The organism is Bacillus sp. SRI_025, from assembly GCF_057592095.1.
On sequence record NZ_JBYEGB010000004.1, the window covers coordinates 23,245 to 45,353 of the forward strand.

Below are 22,109 nucleotides of genomic sequence, written 5' to 3' on the forward strand. Positions count from 1 at the left end.
GAAAATCCGCGCATTGTTCCTTGAGGAGTGATGTGGTAAGATAATGTTGAATTTTTTGTCATCAACAATGACCAATAGAAGCAAGCAGAAAAAGTGGTGGAAAAATGAGAGTCATCTCTGGAACGAGAAAAGGCCGCACACTTAAAGCGGTACCAGGTCAATCAACAAGACCGACGACAGATAAAGTAAAAGAATCGATATTTAATATGATCGGCCCGTATTTCGATGGCGGATGGGCCCTTGATTTATTTGCAGGAAGCGGTGGTTTAGGAATTGAAGCGCTTTCTAGAGGATTCGATCATTGCATATTTGTTGATCGAGATATGAAGGCGATTCAGACGATTAAAGGCAACCTGAATCAATTGTCGCTAATGGATCAAAGTGAAGTGTTTCGAAATGAAGCAAAGCGTGCACTCGCAGCTGTTGTGAAACGAGATGAATCCTTTCAAGCCATCTTCCTTGATCCGCCCTATAAAGATCAACAGCTAAAAGCACTTCTTGAAATGATTGACGAGCACGCCTTGTTAACAGATGACGGCGTGATCGTGTGTGAGCACGATAAAGATGTGAAGCTGCCAGAAGAAGCAGGACAACTTCACATCACAAGACAGGAACTGTACGGATTGACTGGTATTACGATCTATAGAAAGCGGGGGAATTAATATGGGGAACATAGCCGTTTGTCCGGGCAGCTTCGATCCAGTCACATTGGGGCATTTGGATATCATCAAAAGAGGTGCAAAGATTTTTGATGAAGTGTATGTATGTGTATTAAATAATTCATCTAAAAAACCGTTATTTACTGTTGAAGAACGGTGTGAGCTTATTCGCCAAGCGACGAAAGAGCTGCCAAATATCAAAGTTGAATCCTTTCACGGCCTGCTCGTTGATTACGCGAAACAAAAAGAAGCCAAAGTTATTTTACGCGGACTAAGGGCTGTGACGGACTTTGAGTATGAGATGCAAGGCACCTCAATGAACAAAGTGTTAGACGATGAAATTGAAACGTTTTTTATGATGACCAACAATCAATATTCCTTCTTAAGCTCCAGCATTGTCAAAGAAGTAGCGAAATATCATGGGGCAGTCAAAGATCTTGTACCAAAAGAGGTAGAAGCAGCGCTGAAGGAAAAATTTAATGGATGAGTGCACCTGGCACTCATCCATTTTTTAATTTCCGATAGTAGAGCGCGATATACACAATCAAGCTGCAAAGTGTGATCAAAGGACCAGCTGTCACAAGCTGATTCCAAAGCACGCTGCTGAACATGACGACCTGCTGGCCTGCATCAAAGGCACCCGCCGGGAGAGCGATGTCTGATCGAGAGACATAAAGAGGCTTGAATAATAAAAAGGCAAAAACAGCTGCATAAATCCCGTGAAGCAAACGGGCGAAGAAAAATGGTTTAAAGCGGATATCGGTTGCCGCTAGAATGCCGGCGACTTGGGCTTGAACAGAAAACCCGCTGAATCCTAAAATAAAGCTGACGACAATGGTTTTAGCGAGAAGGGTGACTTCCTGTGCCCCCGTCATCTGGCTTCCTAATGTGATTTCAAATAAACCAGCAATCATGGCAAGGTCTAATTCTGGCGGAAGGTGCATCGTTTGCAGCATATATCCGAGCCCTATGGATAAAAGGTCTGTCACATGGACAACTGACAGCATTTTACTAAACACAGAAAATAAGATAATAAAGCCGCCAATCATAAAGAGTGTTTGGACTGATGACATGACTGCATCACTTAAAATTTGGCCGAGCGGTCTTTTCTCTGCGAGTCTTGCTGTATGAAGAGCATTGAAAGCCTCTTTAAACGGCGGGATTAAAAATTTCTTGCGGCTTCTTAGATGCGTATCATGCCGCGCTTTATATCCCCGCATCGTCACACCAACAGCAAGGTTCCCTAAATAATGTGCGCTTGCCAATACAATGCCTAAAGCTGGGTGATGAAAAAAACCAACAGCCACCGCACCGAAAATAAACAATGGATTCGATGAATTTGTAAAGGAAACGAGACGCTCTGCTTCGATCCGCGTCAGCTGCCTTTCCTGCCTCAGTCTTGTCGTTAATTTCGCACCGGAAGGAAACCCTGAAGCCATTCCCATTGCTAGGACAAATCCGCCTACACCTGGCACCCGGAAGATGGGGCGCATAAATGGCTCTAATAATACTCCGACAAATCTGACAATCCCAAAACTAATTAATAGCTCGGACAAAATAAAAAAAGGAAGCAATGATGGAAACACAACCTCCCACCACATTGCAAGTCCATTTTTCGACGCTTGCAAAGAGGCTTGTGGGTGTGTAATCACAGTGGCTGTTAAAAAAATAAAAAAAGCAGCGATGAACAGAGTGTTCCATTTTTTCATGGAGATTTCGCCCCTTGCCGTTATGATCTATTGGCGAGCTCGTGATAAGAAATTTGCCGAGCCTGTCTTCTATTACTATACGAGCAGTAGGGGCATGTTTAGACCTATAGATTCGTATATATGCATAGAAAGAGGAGGGTGGATTTTCATGAAGCGACCGATCATCGGGCTTGCATTAGGCTCCGGGGGTGCGAGGGGAATGGCGCATATCGGGGTTTTGTCTAGTCTTGAGAAGCAAGGGATACAGGTAGATATGATCGCAGGAAGCAGTATTGGCGCACTTGTTGGGAGCTTTTATGCGGCAGGACAAGACGTAGAAAAAATGAAAAAACTTGCACTTGTCTTCAGAAGAAAGTATTATGCTGACTATACACTGCCAAAAATCGGTCTTTTAAAAGGAAATCGAATTTTGCAGCTGATTCACACGTTTACATATGGGAAAACATTCGAAGAATTAAGAATGCCCCTTGCGGTGGTCGCCTGTGACCTCGAAACAGGGGAAAAGGTTGTGTTTAAAGAAGGGTCTGTCTCACAAGCAGTCAGAGCAAGCATCAGCATTCCAGGCGTGTTTGTTCCTCACGAAATGGGCGGCAGACAGCTAGTGGATGGAGCGGTTGTTGACCGCATTCCTGTGTCTGTGTTAAAAGAAATGGGCGCAGACCTTATTATCGCCTCTGATGTATCAAGGGTGAAAAAAACAGAAAAGGCGACGAGATTATCGGATGTGATTATGCAAAGTTTGGACATCCTTCAAAATGAATTGGTCCGTCATCAAACCATTCATGCAGATCTCATGATTCGGCCGAGGCTTGAAACATTTAGCTCTAGTTCGTTCACACAGGTTCAGGAGATGATTGAAGCTGGGGAACTCGCCGTAGACCAATTAACAGGTAAACTGAAAGATGTCATTGATAAATGGGAGTGTTAATCGAATGAAAAAATTGAATATTCGCTGGCTCAGCTTTTTTGTCGTTGTTCTTGTCTTATTTGGCTTAACTTTTGTCAAACTGCCGTATTACGTGACAAAGCCGGGTGATGCAACAGAGATTGCCCCCCACATTCAAGTGGACGGTGGATACGGTGAGAAGGGCAGCTTCTCTCTTATGACGATTAAAGTAGGTCCAGCCAATCCGTATACGTATTTGCTTGCGAAAATGAATAAATATGACGAGATCGTCCCAGAAGAAAATATTAAAGCGGACGGAGAGTCGGATGAAGATTATATGAAAAGACAGCTTCAGCTGATGAAAAGCTCTCAAGAGAATGCCATGATTGCAGCGTATACAAAAGCAGGTAAAAAAGTAGATTATACGTTTAATGGGGTATATGCGAGCTACGTCATGAAAGGCATGCCTGCTTACGGTAAAATTGAAGTGGGCGACCGGATTAAAAGCGTTGATGGTAAGACGTATGATTCTGCTGATAAAATGGTTTCGTATATCAGCCGTCAAAAAGCTGGTACATCTGTCCGTTTTGTCCTTGAACGAAACGGCAAGGATATCACGCAGCAAGTGAAGTTAAAACCTTTTAAAGAAGAGCCGAATCGAGTTGGAATTGGCGTATCATTATTTACAGACCGAAATGTGAAAGTCTCGCCTTCTATTAAGGTGGATATTGAGAATATAGGCGGCCCGTCGGCAGGTTTAATGATGTCACTTGAAATTTATAACCAGCTAACAAAAGAAGACGAAACTCATGGCTATGCGATTGCAGGGACCGGAACGATTGACGCAGATGGCACGGTCGGGCCAATTGGCGGCATTGATCAAAAGGTCGTTGCAGCAGATAAAGCAGGAAAAGATATCTTCTTTGCACCAAACGATAAAGGTGATCCAAATTCCGACTACAAAAATGCAGTGAAAACAGCGAAAGATATTAAAAGTGATATGAAAATCGTTCCTGTAGACACAATGCAGGACGCACTGAACTATTTAAACAAGTTAAAAGAGAAAGCATCTTAACTAAAAAAAGAGCAGCCTTCATCAAAGGCTGCTCTTTTTATCAAGATTGGAAGAGACCAGTCTCTTCATCATAGCGGATCGGTGAGGTTTTAAATTCTGCTTCTGTTAGCTTTGTTTGCATTGGTTCGCTGAGGGGAAGGCTGAAGACGCGGGAAGCACGAATGTCAAGATCAAGGGCAGGGTGTGAAAAGGAAGACAGCTTGCTGATGAGCGGTACGTCCAATTCTTTTTTGACAAGTGATAAGTATTGCTGTCCTTTCTTTGACATACCAAGTAAACGAATGTATGGCGTGTGTTTCTCGTTTAGCAGCTCATGCATCACAGTTTTCTTTACCCTCATTAAAAGGTGCGTATTCATCCGCTGCAGCCTTGTCCACGTATATCGTTTTGTTTTCAAAAGTGATAGATATTCCTCGTAGGAGGACGCATGCGTGATCGCCTTTTGCATGCGGTGTTCGATGCCTTCTTCAATTTCATAGATGCCTTCTAATTCTGCTGTATCCATTGTGTGAAACACATGTTTTAAGAAGCTGAAATAGTCTTCTTGTGTATGTAAAAGATCATAAGAAGAATAATAGTCATGTAATTGCTTAAGCGAAGCTTCCGGAAGATAAGAGGCGACAGTTTCAAATGACCCATTCTCTTTTAACGCTTTTCGGATGCTTGTTGCGCTTGCGATTTTCTGATGTTTAGGAAGCTCTTGATCATGATAACCTGATGCAATTCTTTGAGAGGTAAAGGGCTCTATGTGAGGAGATCTCTCTAAGATCGCTTTGACATAATGGAAGCCTAAAATGTTATTGGGCTTAGACAGATCCAGTAAGTGTTTAGGATCAATGATCTCTTGAAACGCAGCGGCAGAGGCGGCTGGATAACTAAGTCCTTCTTTGACCTTTGCTTTTGTGAAAAGATCAATTTCTTCTTTTTTCTCATGCCAAGCGTGAGCTGTTCGTTCAAATGCTTTGATATCTCCATCCTCGCTTCCGAAAAAAAGGGAGCGGCATTTTAAAGCGTCTAAAATGGACACAGCGCCGTTTGCAAAGGTTTCTGCCTTTTGCACTGCATAGATGTATGGAAGCTCACATACGATGTCTACACCGTTTTGTAATGCCATTTTAGTACGTGCCCATTTGGAGACGATGGCAGGCTCTCCGCGCTGGAGGAAGGAACCGCTCATGACGGCAATGGCTACATCTGAGGAGGTATGTGTTTTCGCCTGACGAACATGATAGGCATGTCCATAATGAAATGGATTGTACTCGACAACGACTCCTGTTGCTTTCAATAGATGTTCCGCCTTTCTTGCTATGGTTAAATGGTCTATGCTACAGTAGCATAAGGGAAAAATGAAGCCCATTTTTTTCAGTGTAGGCATTCCGTGAACTGATGTCAAACAACGCTCTGACATCACAAAGGACTGTAAAGAAAAAATATTGACAAATAGCATGATGAAAGCTATAATCATGTTTGTTGCTCTTAGAGGTGATACAATTGAAATGGACAGTTTATCAGTTACATCAAAAAGCTAAAAACAGCTTCGATTTTCATGAGACGGTTGACTTAAATGAACTTACTAGCCTTCATTCAGATATACGTCGCATTTCACCAGTAGAGGTGAAAGGGACTGGAGTGATCGAATCAAAGCAAGTCGCATTTGATTTAACCATCACAGGTGAAATGACATTGCCTTGTTCAAGAACGCTTGTTGATGTAAATTATCCATTTGCGATTTCAACGAAAGAACTATTTGTACTTCATAAGACAGACGATATAGAAGATGAAGACGTATCTGTTGTAGAAGACGATATCATCGACTTAACGCCTATAGTCAAGGAAGAAATTCTTCTTGAAGTGCCGATGCAAATCTTTTGCGACCAAACAGACGTAAAAGGTGCTGCACCACAGGAAGGGAATGACTGGGCGGTCATTTCGGAAGATGCACATCAAAACCGAATTGATCCGCGTCTGGAAGGCTTGAAGAAGCTCTTAGAAGAAAATAATGAATCTTAACTCTTTAAGGAGGTGGGAATAATGGCTGTACCTTTTAGAAGAACTTCTAAAATGAAAAAAAGATTGCGTCGTACGCATTTCAAACTACAAGTACCTGGTATGGTAGCTTGCCCAGAATGCGGTGAAATGAAAATTTCTCATCGTGTCTGCAAATCTTGCGGAACATACAAAGGCAAAGACGTAAAAAGCAACTAATGCTTGATAAAAAAGCGTAAGGGAATCTTCCCTTGCGTTTTTTTATTTGTCTATTTTTTAGGTTTCTCTCCTGCAAATAGTCTATCTACTCTAGTAAGCGCATATGATGTGGTATTCAGATTCAGGGGGGATGATCAATTGACGATTACAAGGCAGGATGCATGGACACAAGATGAAGATTTACTTTTAGCAGAAGTCGTCTTAAGGCACATTCGAGATGGAGGAACGCAGCTTTCCGCATTTGAGGAAGTCGGGAAAGCATTGTCAAGAACAGCTGCAGCATGTGGATTCAGATGGAACTCATACGTTAGAAAACAATATCAGGCAGGCATTGAGCTGGCGAAAAAACAGCGAAAAGAACTGCGTAAAAAGATTGGAATTCATTCCTCTGGTTTACCGCAAAATACGTTAACGATAGAAGAGAAGGCATCTTCAAATCAGGCTGAATTAACCTTGCGAGAAGTGATTCAGTTTTTAGAGCAGCTTGAAAAAGAACCTGCTGGCTCTGTTTATTTACGCGAAGAACTAGAGGATGCACAGCATCAACTGAAGTCGCTCACGGAAGAAAATGAACATTTGAAGCGGCAATTAAAAATAACAGAAGAAGATTACCGGGCACTCATTGGGATTGTTGAAAGAGTCAAACAGAATATCAACTTAAAAGAATATGCTAAATAAGAAAACGCCCCTCACAGAGAAAGGAGGGGCGTTTTGCCATCAGTATTAAGCGGATTCACCTGTATTCTTTTGAATATGGGCGGGCTCCCAGATGAGTGGATTTTCACCTTTATCGCGTTCCATATCATATTTCACTGCTTCAAAGCCCATTTTATCCCAAAAACCGGCAGATTTGACGCGTGGATTGGTCCGGATAGGCAATCCGAAAGATTTGGCGAAATCAACAAGTGCCTCGCCGTACCCTTTACGCTGATACCCAGGAAGCACTTCCAGCTTCCACAGCTCTAAATAATCATGATTGTGGTCAAAATACGTTGTCGTCGAGCCGTCCACTTGATAAAGGCTCATACGTGCAACCAGCTTATCTCCAAAATAAATCCCGTAAAATGGAGAGTTGCTGTCATTTTCTATCATATTACTTTCAAGGTCTTCAAGCATAGATAGTTCTTGTATGCCATATTCCTTAAATTGTTTAAATTCCTCTAAAGTTTTGTAATTGATTAGAAGTCGCTTTACTTGTGTCATATGATCTTCCCCCTTACACACATAATGTTGACAGTGATTTCGTTGAAGGCGTTTTCATCCCATCCGCCTCAAAAAGTTTTTACACTTATTATTATAGTTTTTAAATTAAAAAAATTCAATCGCGGCGCGCCATCTGCTTTTTGCATCGCGGCATGAAACTGTTAAAATGGTTGATATGATGGAGTAAACAGAAAAAGGGAAGTGCGGCAGTTGAACATTGGAATCATTGGCGGTGGTGCAATTGGTCTGCTTTGTGCTAGTTATTTATCACAGCATCATGACATCACTGTTTTGACAAGAAGAAAAGAACAGGCAGAGGAGATTCGAACATCAGGAATTAAGCGAACGGTAAAAGGAGAGACATTCTGGTCGTCTGCTGAGGCAAGGGCAGGGATTACAGGAGGATTTGATCTTCTGATTGTGACGGTGAAATATCATCATTTGCAAAAGGTGCTTGATGACCTATCGACATTACCTCGTCAGCGAATCTTATTTTTACAAAATGGCATGGCCCACTTATTAGATTTAGAAAACTGGAAAACGGCGCATACAATATATATAGGTGTCGTAGAGCACGGGGCGATGAAGGTATCAGATCATGCGGTAAACCATACAGGGATTGGTGTCATCAAGTGGGGGGCTTTTCATCCTGAGGATGCAGCTGATGTGAGAAATGCTTTAAACGAAACGCCGGCTCATTTTCAGATGATTTATACGGATGAATGGAAAAAAGTGCTGGAGGAAAAACTGCTAGTCAATGTATGCATTAACCCGCTCACGGCTTTATTGCATGTGAAAAATGGGGAATTGATTGCAAATCCTCCATATGAATACATGATGAAATGTGCATTTGAAGAAGCATTGTCCATTTTAGGTCTGGCTGAAAAAGAGCAGCTCTGGTCACACGTCGTTTCAATTTGTAAGAAAACGGCCGCCAATCAATCGTCGATGCTTCAAGATATCATCAAAGGCCGTGAAACCGAAAGAAAAGCCATCGTTGGCTATCTTTTAAAAAAGGCTCAAGCTCAAGAGATTCAGGCGCCACATCTTACTTTCTTCAATCGAAGCTTGGAAGTATTGGAAAAAAAGCAAACAAAATCTTTTGAGTGAGCTCATTTACATGCTATACTTTTTCGGGAAACTAACTATTTATTGAAGAAAGGAAGTTCTAAACATGCAATTGACTGAACTTTCCATCCGAAGTCAGAATTTATTCATACGTGATTATATAGAAGAAAAAAAAGAGATGACTGCTTTTTTTGATTATGATATACATTCTGAGCACACATGGAAAAAGAGATACGACGATCTCATGGAAATGAGCTTCCCGCGCGAGGCTTTAGCAGATTATATGAGCGCATACCACGCAAAGTTTGAATCGGCAGCGATGCGTCAGAACATTGAAAAGATCCGTGACAAGCGGAGTGTCATGGTGGTTGGAGGGCAGCAGGCAGGCCTACTTTCAGGACCGCTTTATACCATACATAAAATCATATCCATTATTCAGTTCGCAAAAGAAAAAGAATCAGCGCTTGGCGTTCCTGTGATTCCAGTCTTTTGGGTAGCAGGTGAGGATCATGACGTAGATGAAATTAATTTTGTCTACACATCTGGCGAAAAAGGTCCAGTCAAGCAAAAGCTGCCATTACATAACGTTAAAAAAACTGCTGCAAAAAGAACACCGCTGCATCAAGAAAAAACAGAGAAATGGCTACGTGACGTGTTTTCAACGTATGAGGAATCTGCATATACAAATGACTTGCTTGATCAGCTTCTTCGATGTTTACGCAAATCACAAACGTTTACGGATTTCTTTGAATGGATTGTATGCGACCTTTTTGAAGAAGATGGACTTCTTCTATTTAATTCAGGAGATTTAGGCGTTAAACCACTTGAGCGTACGTTGTTCAAGAACATTGTCGAGACAAATGATGCGGTCACAGCTCGTTTGAATGAAACGCAGGCTGCCATGAAACGAGCGGGATATCAGCCGATCATTGAAGCTGGTGACAATCAGGCGAACCTGTTTTACGAATATGATGAGGAGCGTTTCCTTATTGAAAAAGAAAACGGCCAGTTTTCTATATCAGAAGTGGGGCTTACATGGACAAAAGAAGAGCTTTTGCAGGAAATTGAGGAGCACCCAGAACGGTTCAGCAACAATGTGGTGACGCGCCCCTTAATGCAGGAAACCCTTCTTCCGACACTTGCTTTTATGGCAGGACACGGTGAAGTCAACTATTGGGGAGAGCTGAAAGGAATCTTTGAGCATTTTAAATTAAAGATGGCACCTGTTCTTCCAAGACTGCATGTGACCATTCTTGAAAGGCATATCGATAAGAAGCTCCCGGTCAGAGAACTTTCTGTAGAAGAAGTGCTCACAAGCGGAGTAAAAGAAAAGAAAGAGGCTCACTTTGAGCAAAGCCTTCCAGACAGCTTTGTTCAAGCCGTTGATCATGCGAAACGTGAATTAGCGAATGTCCACGGTGTATTGAGAAAAGAAGCACTGGAGGTTGAACCAAACTTCGAGCAGCTGCTAGATAAAAATGCCAAATTTATCGAAGAACAGCTTCAATTTGTTTATCAAAAGGTGGCGCAGCGTGTGGAAGAGAAGGAAGGATATATCCTTCGGGATTTTGAACGGATTGAAAACAGCTTAAAACCACTAGATGCCCCGCAAGAAAGAATTTGGAATATCATGTACTTTTTAAACAAATATGGTCCAGAATTCTTCAAAACGTTCAAAAATCTGCCATTTTCATTTCAAAACAAGCAGCAAATTGTCAAACTTTGAAATAAAGTTTTAATGAACCCTGACTAGTTCAGGGTTTTTTTTTATGTAGAAACAGTGTAAAATAAGTTTTGTGGAGAGAAGTGGTGGATAGTGGAGAGTAAGGGTGAGAAAGTGGGGCTCTGATTATCATGTTCATGGGTGAATACCAACATACGATTGATACAAAAGGGCGCATGATCATCCCTGCTAAATTTAGAGACGGTCTCGGAGAACAGTTTGTGCTGACGAGAGGGCTTGATCAATGTTTATTTGGCTACCCTATGAGTGAGTGGAAACTAATTGAAGAGAAACTCAAAGCACTGCCGCTAACGAAAAAAGATGCACGTGCGTTTACCCGGTTCTTCTTCTCCGGCGCAGTTGAATGCGATCTGGACAAGCAGGGGCGCATTAACATCGCATCAAACCTACTCCAATATGCAAAACTCGAAAAAGAATGTGTGGTCATCGGCGTTTCAAATCGAATTGAGTTGTGGAGTAAGTCGATCTGGGAACAATATACAGAAGAGCAAGAAGATTCTTTTGCTGAAATTGCTGAAAACATGATTGGGTTTGATATATAATAATCCCTTGTGCAGCAAGCTTTCTACACATTCATTTCTATTTGAAAAAGGTGGGACCATAACATCATGTTTCAACATGAGACAGTATTATTAAAAGAAACAGTTGACGGTTTAAACGTCAAAGAAGACGGTACATATGTAGACTGCACGCTGGGCGGAGCAGGTCATAGCTCATATTTACTATCTCAACTATCAGAAAAAGGTACATTGATTGGATTTGACCAAGACGATGCTGCACTGGATCATGCACGAGAGAAGCTCGCGGATTCTAAAGCGAACATTCTTTTCATAAAAAGCAACTTCCGATATTTAAAAGAACGTCTGAATGAACAAGGCATTACAAGCGTAGACGGTGTGATTTTTGATCTTGGGGTTTCATCTCCTCAGCTCGACACACCAGAGAGAGGCTTTAGTTATCACCATGATGCACCTCTTGACATGCGAATGGATCAAACAGCCGCATTGTCGGCAAAGCAAGTGGTGAATGAATGGCCATTTGAAGATCTAGTTCGGATTTTCTACAAATATGGGGAAGAAAAATTCAGCAAGCAAATCGCACGCAAAATTGAAGAAGCTAGAAAAAAAGCGCCAATTGAAACAACAGGTGAGCTTGTCGACATTATCAAAGAAGGAATTCCCGCACCTGCAAGACGAACTGGCGGACATCCAGCAAAAAGAGTGTTTCAAGCGATCCGAATTGCCGTAAATGATGAATTGAAAGTTTTTGAAGAAGCACTAGAACAAGCAATAGAGTTACTCAATCCGAAGGGGAGAATTTCTGTCATTACATTCCATTCACTTGAAGACCGGATTTGTAAAAGTACATTTAAAGAAATGTCTTCTCTTCCAGAACTTCCGCACGGACTACCAGTGATTCCAGAAGGACTTGAACCAAAGCTGAAGCTGATCACGAGAAAACCAATCGTTGCATCAGAACAAGAGCTGGAACATAACAACCGTGCCCGTTCAGCGAAGCTCCGAATTGCAGAAAAAAAGTAAAACGACACCATAGATGATGATAAAAAGGAGGTTTCTTATGAGTAATTTGGCTTACCAAAGAGAAGTAAAACAATATCAAACAGAGCAGCAAGGCCAATCGGTTGTTATTAAAAGAAGAGGTTCTATCACACTTGGTGAAAAAATCTTACTTGTCATGTTTGTCATGGCTCTTATGTGCAGCTCCATTCTCATCATTTCTAAAGCCTTTGCTGTCTATCACGCCAATATCGAGGTGCAGAAATTAGAGCAGCAAGTATCTTTAGAATCGAAGAAGATTACTGAGCTTCAAAAGGAAAAAGACTTGCTGAGTGAACCAGAAAGAATCATCGAAGCTGCGAAAAAAGCTGGCTTAAGCATTTCGAAAGATGTTAAGAAGGTCGATTAAGATGGCGATGCCTAAAAAGAATAAAATGATGAACAGAGGCGCGGCAATTGCGAGTATTTGCTTCGCCCTGTTTTTCTTTATCATCCTTGCACGTTTTATTTATATTCAGATTACAGGAACGGTCGATGGTCAAGTGTTAGCCGCAAAGGCAAATGAACAATATCAATCGAAAAAAACACTTGAAGCCAAAAGAGGGTCTATTTTAGACCGAAATGGGAATGTGATTGCCGAGGATACATCTGTCTATAAACTCATTGCGATCATGAGCAAGAAAATGACGGTCGATCCAAAGCACCCAATGCATGTCGTCGACAAAGAAAAGACAGCAAAAGAGCTGTCAAAAGTAATTGATATGAGCGAAAGCGAAATTTTAAAGCGTCTGAATACAAAAGATGCGTTCCAAGTTGAGTTTGGTAAAGCTGGGAAAGACATCAGTTTTTCAACAAAGGAAAAAATTGAAAAGCTGAAGCTTCCAGGGATCGCATTTGAAAAAGACACGAAGCGATATTATCCAAACGGCATGTTTGCTTCAAATCTGATCGGTTATGCAAGATTAGATGAGGCGACAAAGGACATGTCAGGCGCGATGGGACTTGAGAAGGCGCTGAACAAATTTTTAAAAGAAAAAGACGGCTATGTGACATATAACAGTGACAGAAGTGGATGGGCTCTTCCAAATAGTAAAGAAGACATTGTCGCTCCGAAGGATGGAAAAAATGTCACGCTGACAATCGATCAAAAAATTCAAGCGTTCCTTGAAGAAAGTATGACGCAGGTTGCCAAAAAATATAAACCGAAGAAAATCATTGCTACAGTCGTTGACCCAAAAACGGGAAAGGTGCTCGCGATGGGACAGCGGCCAAGCTTTAATTTAAATGAATTAGACATTACGAATTATAACAATGATGTCATTTCATATGCGTTTGAACCAGGTTCAACGATGAAAATCTTTACACTTGCTGCGGCAATCCAAGAAGGGGCCTACCAAGGCAATGATAAATATCAATCTGGTACTTATAAAGTAGGCGGCGGCCTTGTAAGAGACCACAACAACGGAAATGGCTGGGGGAAAATTGACTTTCATGAAGGTGTTCTCCGTTCGTCAAACGTAGCCTTTGCAAAGCTGGCAAAAGAAAAGTTAGGCTTCACGCGCTACGAACAATATTTGCAGAAGTTCCATTTCTATGACAAAACAGGTATTGACTTGCCGAACGAAGCGTCTAGTAAAATCAATTACAGATACGAATATGACAAAGCATCGACAGCTTACGGTCAAGCGTCTGCCATTACACCGATTCAACAAATCGAAGCAGCGACAGCGATAGCAAACGGTGGAACGATGATGAAGCCATATGTCATTGATCATATTACAGACCCGAACACAAACAAAACGATTTTACAGCACGAACCAACAGTAGCTGGAAAGCCAATTTCTTCAGATACAGCAAAGCAAGTACGTGACATTTTAGGTGAGGTTGTTTCCTCGAAGATTGGAACAGGTCAGCCTTACCAAATCAAAGGCTTTGACGTTGCTGGAAAAACAGGAACAGGACAAATCGGTGGTGCCGGTGGTTATCTCCAAGGAAGAAATGATTACGTCTTTTCATTTATGGGAATGGCGCCGAAAGATGATCCAAAGCTGCTCGTTTATGTAGCTGTACAGCAGCCGCAGCTGTCTGACACAGAAACTGGCTCTGCCCCAGTTGCACAAATCTTTAACCCAGTGATGAAAAATAGTCTGCTATATTTAAATATTGCACCAACAAAAACAGACGATAAAAAATCAGGCGAACAAAAAGTGAAGCAAGAAACAATGCCTTCACTCTTAGATTTAGAAGTGAAGCAGGCGGAAACAGAAGCCAAAAACAAAAACTTAACGCCTGTTGTCATCGGCGATGGCCTCTCCATTAAACGACAGTGGCCAAGTGCAGGCTCTGAATTCTCTGAAAGCCAGAAAGTTTTCTTGAAAACAGCAGGAAAAACCATCAAAATGCCTGATATGACAGGCTGGTCGAGAAGAGAAGTTCTTCAATATGCATCCATTTCCGGTGTGCATATCGAAACAAAGGGACAAGGATATGCTATCAAACAAAGTGTGAAAAGTGGAGCGGAGATTTCAGATAAAGTTGTTACAGTGACATTTAAAAGCCCGAATTAATTGCAAAACCTAGCAAACGACTTGCTAGGTTTTTTCTTTTGCCGAGCGGGATAGACGAGACGTTCTACATAAGGACGGGCCTGCATATGATGGAAACAAGCCATATGTATGTAAGGAGTGAACCGGGCGTGCGAGTATCAAGTGTAACAGTGAGAAAACGATTGCTTTTCGTGCTGCTGATTGGGGTGATCATTTTTTTCATCATAGATACTAGATTAGGATATGTACAGTTTATTATGGGTGAGAAGCTCACAAGCTTAGCAAAAGATTCATGGAGCCGGAACCTCCCGTTCGAACCAGAAAGGGGAGATATTTTGGACCGAAATGGGGTAGAGCTTGCGACGAACAAAAGTGCCCCATCTATATTGGTCGTTCCGCGTCAAATTAAAGATCCCGCAGAAACAAGCAAGAAACTGGCGGCAGTACTGAATATGTCAGAGGAAAAAGCGTACAAGCACGTCACAAAGAAAACATCGATCGAACGAATTTCTCCAGAGGGAAGAAAAGTATCTCATGAAAAAGCAAAAGAAGTCAGAGAGCTTGATTTAGATGGCGTTTATGTTGCGGAAGACAGCATCAGACACTATCCGTTCGGCAGTTTTCTTTCTCATGTGCTTGGCTTCGCTGGAATTGATAATCAAGGGTTACTTGGACTTGAAGCCTATTATGATGATGACCTGAAAGGTGAAAAAGGCTCTGTAAAGTTCTATTCCGATGCAAAAGGGCAGAAAATGCCAGATGAAGCAGATGATTATACACCGCCTAAAGATGGCCTTGATATGAAGTTAACTGTCGATGCGAAAGTACAAACCATCATAGAGCGGGAATTAGACAACGCGCAGGCGAAATATAACCCAGACGGCATGATTGCAATTGCGATGAATCCGAAGAACGGTGAAGTGCTTGGAATGTCGAGCAGACCGGATTTTGATCCAGCGGATTATCAATCAGTTGACTCGAAAGTGTTTAACCGAAATCTACCGGTGTGGAGCACATATGAGCCAGGTTCGACGTTTAAAATTATTACGCTTGCAGCAGCGCTAGAAGAGAAAAAAGTCAATTTAAAACGCGATCATTTTTTTGACAGCGGATCTGTAACAGTTGATGGTGCAAGGCTTAGGTGCTGGAAAAAAGGCGGCCACGGATCACAGTCATTTTTAGAAGTGGTGCAAAATTCCTGTAACCCCGGCTTTGTTGAACTAGGCGACCGTCTAGGAAAGGATAAATTATTTTCCTATATTAAAAATTTCGGGTTTGGCCAAAAAACAGGAATTGATCTTCAAGGGGAAGGGCGAGGCATTTTGTTCCCGCTGGACCGGGTTGGCCCTGTAGAGCAGGCGACAACTGCCTTTGGTCAAGGTGTATCTGTTACGCCGATACAGCAAGTAGCTGCCGTAGCCGCAGCGGTAAATGGCGGAACACTTTACACGCCGTACATTGCAAAAGAATGGATAGATCCAATCACAAAAGAGGTTGTGAAAAAGCAATCACCGATTGCCAAAAAGAAAGTGATTTCAGCAGAAACATCAAAAGAAATCAGATATGCGCTTGAAAGTGTAGTCGCTCAAGGGACTGGCCGAAATGCATTTGTTGAAGGATATCGAGTTGGCGGAAAAACAGGGACAGCACAGAAGGTAAAAGACGGCAAGTACATGGAAAATAACCACATTGTGTCGTTTATCGGGTTTGCGCCTGCTGATGATCCAAGTATCGTTGTATATGTGGCTGTAGATAACCCGAAAGGCACTATTCAATTTGGCGGGACAGTTGCTGCGCCAATTGTGGGTCATATTATGCGGGACAGCCTGCCTGAAATGGGTGTGAAAAAAAGAAAAGGACAAATTGAAAAGAAGTACCAGTGGCTGGACACAAAAACGATTGAAGTACCGAATCTTGTAGGGGGATCTGTTTCAGACCTTGAATCCCTCCTGATTAATCTTAAGATCGATGCTTCTGGAACTGGCAGTAAAGTGGTGAAGCAATCACCTGCTGCTGGGACGAAGGTCAAAGAAGGCTCCACCATCAGATTATACTTAAACGATGAATAATAAAGAATGAACAGAGGGTAGCCGCACTCATTCGGCTGCCTCTTTTTGTTGAAAGAGAAGGTCTGTTTGAAAAAAAGAACCTAAAGTGTGTTTTTTCCAAGAGAAACTTAAGGAATACGCTGGATGTATCCTTTTTTTTACGATAAAATATAGACTGTGTGTTTTTTTCGCAAGACATGCACGTGAACGAATTTGAGAGGTTTGATATGAAATGAAATTACAAGAACTCCTTACATACTTTAAAAGTGAAAACAACGAATTAATAAACGAAAATCCTGATATCACTTCCATCGAAATGGATTCTAGAGAGGTGAAAAAAGGAAGCCTTTTTGTCTGTATAAAAGGCTATACAGTAGATGGACACGATTATGCTGAAAAAGCGGTGAAAAGCGGGGCTGCAGCGATTGTAGCAGAACACCCTCTTAACATAACAGATGTACCAGTCATTATTGTGAAACACTCTCAAAGAGCTCTTGCAAGAATAGCTGATGCGTTTTACGAACAGCCAACTCATAAGCTGAATCTCATCGGGATCACAGGCACAAACGGAAAAACTTCCACAACACACATGATTGAACAAATGATGAGAAAAGCCGAAAAGAAAACAGGCTTAATCGGTACGATGTATATGAAGGTGAATGATGACATTCTCGATGTGAAAAACACGACACCTGAAAGTGTCACACTTCAGAAGACCTTTAAACAGATGCTTGATCAAGATGTAGACACAGCCATTATGGAAGTATCATCACACGCACTGCATCTTGGCAGGGTACATGGATGTGACTATGATATTGCCGTTTTCACAAACCTTTCGCAGGACCATCTTGACTACCACAACACAATGGAAGAATATAAACATGCGAAAAGCTTGCTGTTTTCACAGCTGGGCAGTGCCTTTCATCACGATAAGCCAAAGCATGCGATTTTAAATGCGGATGATGATGCTTCGAGTTACTATGAAAAAGTGACAGCTGCTGAAGTCATGACATATGGCTTAGAGCAAAAAGCAGATGTCATGGCAAAGAATATTCAAATCAAGCCGAAGGGAACTCAATTTGATTTAATCACTCCAATTGGCACCAAAAATGTGACAGTTGCCCTCATCGGTAAGTTTAATGTGTACAACATCCTAGCAGCTGTATCAGTAGGGATCGTATCTGGCTTAACATTTGAAACGATTGTAAGTGCTATTGAAGAGCTGGAGGGAGTCAAAGGCCGATTTGAACTTGTGAACTGTGATCAAGATTTCCCTGTGATCGTCGATTACGCCCATACACCTGACAGCTTAGAAAATGTCCTGACAACGTGTAGAGAATTAACAGCCGGCAAAATTTTCTGTGTGATAGGCTGCGGCGGCGACCGTGATAAAACAAAGCGTCCTCAAATGGCCCAAATCGCTGTGAAGTATGCAGATGAGCCTGTATTTACATCAGACAACCCAAGAAGCGAAGATCCTTCAGCTATCTTAAAGGATATGGAAAATGGTGTGCCAGACGCATATTATCATAGCTTTGTGAATCGCAAACAAGCCATCTTTTTTGCAATTGCCAATGCGAAAAAAGGCGATACAGTCTTAATAGCGGGTAAAGGCCATGAGACATATCAAATCGTTGGCGATCAAGTGTACGATTTTGATGATGCAAAGGTTGCAATGGACGCTATTTTAGATCTAAACAAATCTTAAAATGATGAAAAGAGTGTAATGAAATGAAGCATTTTGTACAAAAACAACATACGAAGAACGCGAATGAATACCTTAATAATGAATGCAATTTTCTGATGGAAAACGGCTTTGGAAATTCGGAAGGAGTAAAGAACGATGCTTGAACAGGTGATATTGTTTACAATCATAATGGGATTTTTAATCAGTGTTCTTTTATCCCCGATTTTTATTCCGTTTTTAAGAAGACTTAAATTTGGTCAAAGTATTAGAGAAGAAGGACCACAGTCTCATCAAAAGAAATCAGGTACTCCGACAATGGGCGGAATTATGATTATCTTTTCTATCACAATTACGACGATTGTGATGATCAACAAATTTTCTGAGATTAGTCCAGAAATGTTTTTATTGTTATTTGTCACGCTTGGCTACGGTCTATTAGGATTTTTAGATGATTATATTAAAGTAGCGATGAAACGAAACCTAGGTTTAACATCAAAACAGAAATTAATCGGTCAAATTGTGATCGCAGTGATTTTTTATGCAGTCTTCCATTATTATCAGTTTGCAACGACGATTCGCATTCCAGGAACAGATGTCAGCTTCGATTTAGGATGGGCTTACTTTATCCTTGTCGTTTTCATGCTTGTCGGGGGTTCTAATGCTGTGAACTTAACGGATGGACTGGATGGTCTATTATCTGGTACCGCTGCTATTGCCTTTGGAGCCTTTGCTATACTGGCTTGGAATCAATCACAGTACGATGTAGCGATCTTTTCAGTAGCTGTTGCTGGAGCCGTTCTTGGGTTTCTTGTGTTTAACGCGCATCCTGCAAAAGTATTTATGGGCGATACAGGGTCGCTTGCTTTAGGCGGAGCGATTGTAGCGATTGCCATTTTAACAAAGCTTGAAATTTTACTTGTCATTATTGGAGGAGTATTTGTTGTCGAAACGTTATCCGTTATTCTTCAAGTGATCTCCTTTAAAACAACTGGAAAAAGAATCTTTAAGATGAGTCCGCTTCACCACCACTATGAGTTAGTTGGCTGGTCTGAGTGGAGAGTAGTTGTCACCTTCTGGACAGCTGGTTTATTACTTGCTGTTTTAGGAATTTACATCGAGGTGTGGTTATAATTGAATAAGATGCAAATGTTAAAAAACGAACATGTACTAGTATTAGGTCTTGCAAAAAGCGGATATGCGGCAGCTTCAATTCTTCATGAGCATGGAGTAAATGTCATAGTAAATGACCAAAAGCCGTTTGAAGAAAATGAACCAGCTCAGCTTCTTTCTGAAAAGGGGATTGATGTCATTTGTGGCAGCCATCCTCTTCGTATGTTCGATGATAATGAAATAACGATTTTAATTAAAAATCCAGGAATTCCATATGAAAATGTGATGGTTCAAGAGGCGATTCGCCGCCAAATTCCAGTTTGGACAGAAATTGAATTAGCTTATCATTTAACCTCAGCTCCTTTTATTGGGATTACTGGATCAAATGGAAAAACCACCACCACGACTTTGATTTATGAAATGCTGAAAAGCGATAGTCAAAAAACTTTAGTGGCAGGTAATATTGGCACAGTTGCCAGCGAAGTCGCTGCAAAGGCAGCTGGCGATGAGTGGATTGTAACTGAGTTGTCTTCTTTCCAGTTGATGGGAACAGTTGATTTTAGACCTAAAATCAGCTTAATATTAAATATTTTTGATGCCCATTTAGACTATCACCACACTCGTGATGAATATGAAAAAGCAAAGCAGAAAGTATACGCACATCAACTTGAAGATGACATAGCTGTCATTAACCTCGATGATCCATCAGTCGTAAAACTGGCTGAAGCTTCAAAAGCAAAAAAAGTATTTTTCTCGGTGAAAGAGCAAGTAGAACATGGTGCTTATATTAAAAATGGTGCGATTTACTACATGAATGAACATATCATCGATTTAAAGGATGTTGTTCTTCCTGGTGAGCATAACCAAGAAAATATTTTAGCAGCTATTTGTGTTGTGAAAAATACTGGCTGCTCAAATGAAGCAATCGCACACGTTCTCACGACTTTTAGTGGAGTGAAGCATCGTCTCCAGTTTGTAGATACAATTCAAAGCAGAAAATTCTATAACGATAGTAAAGCCACCAATATACTGGCAACAAGTAAAGCATTGTCAGCTTTTAAGCAGCCGACCATTTTACTAGCCGGCGGGCTTGATCGCGGTAATGAATTTGATGAATTGAAGCCTTTTATGAAAAATGTAAAAGGAATCATCACATTTGGTGAGACGGCACCTAAGTTTGTGAAGCTTGGTGAAGAACTGGGAATACATCACGTAAAACATGTCGATAATGTTGAACAAGCAGTACCTGCGGCGTTTAACATTTCTGAAGAAGAAGACGTGATTTTATTATCCCCGGCTTGTGCAAGCTGGGATCAACATAAAACATTTGAAGAACGTGGAGACATGTTTGTAAACGCCGTGCATATGCTTAAATAAGGGCTTGTCTCTCATAATGACTGACAGCCCAAATGAATTATGCTTGGGGTGTCGGTCTCTTGACGAATAAGAAAACTTCTCCGGACTTTTTGCTTGTTGTCATTACGTTACTTTTATTGACGATTGGTTTAATTATGGTGTACAGCGCTAGTGCTGTGTGGGCATCGTATAAATTTGATGATTCGTTTTATTTTGCAAAAAGACAGCTTTTGTTTGCCGGAATCGGAGTTATCGCGATGTTTTTCATTATGCGAGTCGATTATTGGACGTGGCGGACTTGGTCAAAGATATTGATTGCTGTTTGTTTTCTCCTTTTACTGCTTGTACTTATTCCAGGTATCGGTATGGAGAGAAATGGATCAAGAAGCTGGATCGGTGTCGGTGCGTTTAGTATTCAGCCCTCTGAATTTATGAAGCTTGCGATGATTGCGTTTCTTGCAAAATTCTTATCTGAAAAACAAAAAAATATCACATCCTTTCGTAAAGGTTTCGCACCAGCATTAGGCATTGTCTTTTCTGCATTTGCCATCATAATGCTGCAGCCAGATTTGGGAACAGGGACGGTAATGGTTGGAACCTGTATTATTATGATATTTGTTTCAGGTGCGAGAATTGCTCACTTTATATTTCTCGGTCTTTTAGGGCTCAGCGGATTTGCTGCACTCGTCTTATCAGCGCCCTACCGCATAAAACGAATTACATCGTACTTAAATCCTTGGGAAGATCCACTAGGCAGTGGGTTTCAAATTATTCAATCCTTATACGCTGTTGGTCCAGGCGGTCTGTTCGGAATGGGTCTCGGTCAAAGTAGACAGAAATTCTTTTATTTACCTGAGCCTCAAACAGACTTCATCTTTGCGATATTGTCTGAAGAGCTTGGCTTTATAGGAGGATCACTCATTTTGCTGCTCTTTAGTGTTCTATTATGGAGAGGCATACGAATAGCACTTGGAGCCCCAGACTTATACGGAAGTTTCCTAGCAGTTGGCATTATTTCAATGGTTGCCATTCAAGTGATGATTAATATCGCAGTTGTTACTGGACTCATCCCTGTGACAGGGATCACGCTCCCATTCCTAAGTTATGGCGGCTCATCACTGACATTAATGCTGATGGCAATTGGTGTACTTCTGAATGTAAGCAGGTACGCTAGATATTAATGTGCTGCTAGTTAATGAAACCATGATGACATTTATTTTGCAAAAGTACAAAAAAATGATTTGAAGAGTGAAAAAGACAGCTTTCGTATTGAAAACATGTTTTTTTGACTCTTCT

Annotated in this window: 21 protein-coding genes; 18 read left to right on the top strand and 3 right to left on the bottom strand. The window is 41.4% G+C overall.

What is annotated here, in order from left to right; genetic code table 11:
* The first annotated feature begins 104 nt into the window (after positions 1-104).
* Both rsmD and coaD read left to right on the top strand, forming a co-directional pair.
* On the top strand, positions 105-662 hold the full coding sequence (gene rsmD / locus AC20OE_RS12440; RefSeq protein ID WP_216100332.1) for a 16S rRNA (guanine(966)-N(2))-methyltransferase RsmD: 558 nt from the start codon (positions 105-107) through the stop codon (positions 660-662).
* Between the two features lies 1 nt (position 663).
* Complete coding sequence (coaD, locus tag AC20OE_RS12445; RefSeq protein WP_024426917.1) at positions 664-1,146, top strand: pantetheine-phosphate adenylyltransferase; 483 nt, start codon at positions 664-666, stop codon at positions 1,144-1,146.
* Positions 1,147-1,159: 13 nt separating this feature from the next.
* Here the strand turns inward: coaD and ylbJ are convergent, their stop codons facing one another.
* A complete protein-coding gene (gene ylbJ, locus AC20OE_RS12450) occupies positions 1,160-2,368 on the bottom strand; it encodes a sporulation integral membrane protein YlbJ (protein WP_487268888.1) in 1,209 nt (402 codons plus the stop codon).
* 148 nt (positions 2,369-2,516) lie between these two features.
* On the opposite strand from ylbJ, the gene AC20OE_RS12455 reads away from it, so the two are divergent.
* Together AC20OE_RS12455 and AC20OE_RS12460 are read left to right on the top strand one after the other, a co-directional pair.
* Entirely contained in the window at positions 2,517-3,296 is a 780-nt protein-coding gene (locus tag AC20OE_RS12455) for a patatin-like phospholipase family protein (RefSeq protein ID WP_487268889.1), read from the top strand.
* A gap of 4 nt (positions 3,297-3,300) precedes the next feature.
* Positions 3,301-4,329 carry a SepM family pheromone-processing serine protease gene (locus AC20OE_RS12460; RefSeq protein ID WP_039178313.1) on the top strand — a complete coding sequence of 343 codons (1,029 nt, stop codon included), beginning with the start codon at positions 3,301-3,303 and terminating at the stop codon, positions 4,327-4,329.
* 40 nt (positions 4,330-4,369) lie between these two features.
* On the opposite strand, the gene AC20OE_RS12465 is transcribed toward AC20OE_RS12460, so the two are convergent.
* A complete protein-coding gene (locus AC20OE_RS12465) occupies positions 4,370-5,614 on the bottom strand; it encodes a nucleotidyltransferase (RefSeq protein ID WP_059377113.1) in 1,245 nt (414 codons plus the stop codon).
* A 206-nt stretch (positions 5,615-5,820) separates the two neighbouring features.
* Here AC20OE_RS12465 and AC20OE_RS12470 point away from each other — a divergent pair, with 206 nt between their 5' ends.
* The 3 genes from AC20OE_RS12470 to gerR all read left to right on the top strand — a co-directional run bounded on the left by AC20OE_RS12470 (position 5,821) and on the right by gerR (position 7,212).
* On the top strand, positions 5,821-6,339 hold the full coding sequence (locus AC20OE_RS12470) for a YceD family protein (protein WP_019743276.1): 519 nt from the start codon (positions 5,821-5,823) through the stop codon (positions 6,337-6,339).
* Between the two features lie 21 nt (positions 6,340-6,360).
* Positions 6,361-6,534 carry a 50S ribosomal protein L32 gene (gene rpmF, locus AC20OE_RS12475; RefSeq protein WP_008354700.1) on the top strand — a complete coding sequence of 58 codons (174 nt, stop codon included), beginning with the start codon at positions 6,361-6,363 and terminating at the stop codon, positions 6,532-6,534.
* Positions 6,535-6,672: 138 nt separating this feature from the next.
* The gene (gene gerR, locus AC20OE_RS12480; protein ID WP_059377055.1) at positions 6,673-7,212 is read left to right on the top strand and encodes a sporulation-specific transcriptional regulator GerR; all 540 of its coding nucleotides are present in this window, start codon (positions 6,673-6,675) and stop codon (positions 7,210-7,212) included.
* Positions 7,213-7,257: 45 nt separating this feature from the next.
* Here gerR and AC20OE_RS12485 read toward each other — a convergent pair whose 3' ends face one another.
* On the bottom strand, positions 7,258-7,737 hold the full coding sequence (locus AC20OE_RS12485) for an N-acetyltransferase (protein ID WP_007499784.1): 480 nt from the start codon (positions 7,735-7,737) through the stop codon (positions 7,258-7,260).
* A 210-nt stretch (positions 7,738-7,947) separates the two neighbouring features.
* On the opposite strand from AC20OE_RS12485, the gene AC20OE_RS12490 reads away from it, so the two are divergent.
* The 11 genes from AC20OE_RS12490 (at position 7,948) to spoVE (ending at position 21,994) form a co-directional block, all read left to right on the top strand.
* The gene (locus AC20OE_RS12490) at positions 7,948-8,847 is read left to right on the top strand and encodes a 2-dehydropantoate 2-reductase (RefSeq protein ID WP_059377057.1); all 900 of its coding nucleotides are present in this window, start codon (positions 7,948-7,950) and stop codon (positions 8,845-8,847) included.
* Between the two features lie 64 nt (positions 8,848-8,911).
* Positions 8,912-10,531: a bacillithiol biosynthesis cysteine-adding enzyme BshC gene (gene bshC / locus AC20OE_RS12495; RefSeq protein WP_487268890.1), complete on the top strand. Its 1,620-nt coding sequence runs from the start codon at positions 8,912-8,914 to the stop codon at positions 10,529-10,531.
* 128 nt (positions 10,532-10,659) lie between these two features.
* Positions 10,660-11,091, top strand: coding sequence for a division/cell wall cluster transcriptional repressor MraZ (gene mraZ, locus AC20OE_RS12500; RefSeq protein WP_003211163.1), 432 nt, complete (start codon positions 10,660-10,662; stop codon positions 11,089-11,091).
* Between the two features lie 66 nt (positions 11,092-11,157).
* Positions 11,158-12,090 (top strand): 16S rRNA (cytosine(1402)-N(4))-methyltransferase RsmH, encoded by a 933-nt coding sequence (gene rsmH, locus AC20OE_RS12505; protein WP_024426925.1) that lies wholly within the window; start codon positions 11,158-11,160, stop codon positions 12,088-12,090.
* 37 nt (positions 12,091-12,127) lie between these two features.
* Complete coding sequence (gene ftsL, locus AC20OE_RS12510) at positions 12,128-12,475, top strand: cell division protein FtsL (protein ID WP_039178324.1); 348 nt, start codon at positions 12,128-12,130, stop codon at positions 12,473-12,475.
* Positions 12,476-12,482: 7 nt separating this feature from the next.
* Positions 12,483-14,633: a penicillin-binding protein gene (locus AC20OE_RS12515; protein WP_039183102.1), complete on the top strand. Its 2,151-nt coding sequence runs from the start codon at positions 12,483-12,485 to the stop codon at positions 14,631-14,633.
* A gap of 128 nt (positions 14,634-14,761) precedes the next feature.
* Entirely contained in the window at positions 14,762-16,681 is a 1,920-nt protein-coding gene (locus tag AC20OE_RS12520) for a stage V sporulation protein D (RefSeq protein WP_039178327.1), read from the top strand.
* Between the two features lie 211 nt (positions 16,682-16,892).
* Positions 16,893-18,368, top strand: a complete 1,476-nt coding sequence (locus AC20OE_RS12525; protein WP_039178333.1) for a UDP-N-acetylmuramoyl-L-alanyl-D-glutamate--2,6-diaminopimelate ligase — start codon at positions 16,893-16,895, stop codon at positions 18,366-18,368.
* Between the two features lie 135 nt (positions 18,369-18,503).
* A complete protein-coding gene (gene mraY / locus AC20OE_RS12530; RefSeq protein WP_003211854.1) occupies positions 18,504-19,478 on the top strand; it encodes a phospho-N-acetylmuramoyl-pentapeptide-transferase in 975 nt (324 codons plus the stop codon).
* Between the two features lie 9 nt (positions 19,479-19,487).
* The gene (gene murD, locus AC20OE_RS12535) at positions 19,488-20,834 is read left to right on the top strand and encodes a UDP-N-acetylmuramoyl-L-alanine--D-glutamate ligase (RefSeq protein ID WP_052196550.1); all 1,347 of its coding nucleotides are present in this window, start codon (positions 19,488-19,490) and stop codon (positions 20,832-20,834) included.
* 59 nt (positions 20,835-20,893) lie between these two features.
* A complete protein-coding gene (spoVE, locus tag AC20OE_RS12540; RefSeq protein WP_024424259.1) occupies positions 20,894-21,994 on the top strand; it encodes a stage V sporulation protein E in 1,101 nt (366 codons plus the stop codon).
* The last annotated feature ends 115 nt before the right edge of the window (positions 21,995-22,109 follow it).

Bases quoted from the DNA above. Each gene is read 5' to 3' on its own strand.
- ftsL (WP_039178324.1), top strand. From the start codon at position 12,128: ATGAGTAATTTGGCTTACCAAAGAGAAGTAAAACAATATCAAACAGAG.
- AC20OE_RS12455 (WP_487268889.1), top strand. From the start codon at position 2,517: ATGAAGCGACCGATCATCGGGCTTGCATTAGGCTCCGGGGGTGCGAGG.
- mraZ (WP_003211163.1), top strand. From the start codon at position 10,660: ATGTTCATGGGTGAATACCAACATACGATTGATACAAAAGGGCGCATG.
- coaD (WP_024426917.1), top strand. From the start codon at position 664: ATGGGGAACATAGCCGTTTGTCCGGGCAGCTTCGATCCAGTCACATTG.
- rsmD (WP_216100332.1), top strand. From the start codon at position 105: ATGAGAGTCATCTCTGGAACGAGAAAAGGCCGCACACTTAAAGCGGTA.
- AC20OE_RS12460 (WP_039178313.1), top strand. From the start codon at position 3,301: ATGAAAAAATTGAATATTCGCTGGCTCAGCTTTTTTGTCGTTGTTCTT.
- AC20OE_RS12485 (WP_007499784.1), bottom strand. From the start codon at position 7,737: ATGACACAAGTAAAGCGACTTCTAATCAATTACAAAACTTTAGAGGAA.
- rsmH (WP_024426925.1), top strand. From the start codon at position 11,158: ATGTTTCAACATGAGACAGTATTATTAAAAGAAACAGTTGACGGTTTA.
- bshC (WP_487268890.1), top strand. From the start codon at position 8,912: ATGCAATTGACTGAACTTTCCATCCGAAGTCAGAATTTATTCATACGT.
- ylbJ (WP_487268888.1), bottom strand. From the start codon at position 2,368: ATGAAAAAATGGAACACTCTGTTCATCGCTGCTTTTTTTATTTTTTTA.
- AC20OE_RS12515 (WP_039183102.1), top strand. From the start codon at position 12,483: ATGCCTAAAAAGAATAAAATGATGAACAGAGGCGCGGCAATTGCGAGT.
- murD (WP_052196550.1), top strand. From the start codon at position 19,488: ATGCAAATGTTAAAAAACGAACATGTACTAGTATTAGGTCTTGCAAAA.
- rpmF (WP_008354700.1), top strand. From the start codon at position 6,361: ATGGCTGTACCTTTTAGAAGAACTTCTAAAATGAAAAAAAGATTGCGT.
- AC20OE_RS12525 (WP_039178333.1), top strand. From the start codon at position 16,893: ATGAAATTACAAGAACTCCTTACATACTTTAAAAGTGAAAACAACGAA.
- mraY (WP_003211854.1), top strand. From the start codon at position 18,504: ATGCTTGAACAGGTGATATTGTTTACAATCATAATGGGATTTTTAATC.